Genomic DNA, 1,071 nt, shown 5'->3' with positions numbered 1-1,071 from the left:
TCGGCGGGCACGAGGAGCAGATCCGGCTCCAGGCCCGCGACCGGCAGCAGCCGCACCGGGCGCGTACCGCCCCGGCCGTCCCGCAGCACCCCCGCGCTGTCCTCGGCCAGCGAAGCGGCCGGGACCGCCAGCCGGTTGCCGCCGACGAGCCCGGGACCCTCCACGAGGGCGAGCCGGGCCCCCGCCGCGTTCCACCCGACGCCCGTCATTGCCGCCCCCGTTCCACCGCGACCTCCACACCCGTCACCCGGCTCAGCTCCCTGATCCGCTCGCCGCCCCGCCCGATGAACGCGCCGCGCAGCCGGGGCGGCACGTGCACGAAGAGAATCCGGGAGCGCGGCCGGTAGTCCGAGAAGCCGATCCCCTCCGCCAGTTCGCCCTGCCCCGTGGCGCGCAGGTGGGCGAGCAGCCGCGCGTAGTGCGCCCTGCCCTCCACGTGCTCCGCGCGGAACGCCGCCACGTCCTCCGCCCGCGAGGCGGCGTGCGCGCGCAGGGTCCGCACGCCCGCCTCGCGGACGCGCCGGTCGTCGGGCGGGCCGCCGCGCGTCTGTTCCCACCGCCGCTGCACGGAGCGGCACATCGCGTCCAGCGTCTCCATGTCGCGCACCTGACGCGTCGTGTTGATGACGATGTGCCGCAGCACCCGCAGCCGGGGCAGCGCGGCCCGGCCCGCCCGGCCGCGCCGTCCCCGGCGCGCCTCGGTCAGGAAGAGCAGCCGCTCCAGGAGCGCCTCGGGCTCCTGCCGCCGCAACAGCCCCATGTGCCGCCCGCACAGCGCGAGCCCGGGGACGGAAGCCGGGTAGACGCTCCACCGCTCCAGGTGCTCGGCGCACACCCGCCGCCCGCAGCTCCGCTTCTCGCCCGCCTCGCGGTACTCGCACCGCAGGTAGCCGGTGGCCGTGCAGCCCTGCTCCGTACAGGCGGGGAAGCGGTCGCCGTAGCAGTCGGCGCAGTAGGCCACCGAGGGGTCGCCGGGGTGGCGTACGTGGTGCTCGGCGCACCAGGCGCGGCCCGCCCGGCAGCGCCCGCCGCCGCACCAGACGGCCGCCTGCCGCCCGCAGCGGCACGCCG

The 1,071-nt window shown here is 78.1% G+C and carries 1 protein-coding gene and 1 pseudogene; both read right to left on the bottom strand.

Annotation, left to right across the window (positions count from 1 at the left end):
• Positions 1-209 (bottom strand): annotated as a pseudogene (locus G3I42_RS11935) (VWA domain-containing protein); the annotation flags it as partial.
• The coding region (locus G3I42_RS11930; RefSeq protein ID WP_164285229.1) for a KH domain-containing protein at positions 206-1,071 on the bottom strand (866 nt) is incomplete at its 5' end. The gene G3I42_RS11930 and the pseudogene G3I42_RS11935, both read right to left, overlap by 4 nt.

Origin of the sequence: Streptomyces sp. SID11385, from assembly GCF_010548245.1 — a bacterium.
In the GTDB taxonomy this organism is placed as follows: domain Bacteria; phylum Actinomycetota; class Actinomycetes; order Streptomycetales; family Streptomycetaceae; genus Streptomyces.
Note: the sequence above shows the minus strand (reverse complement) of the source record. Positions and strands in the feature narration are given on the sequence as shown.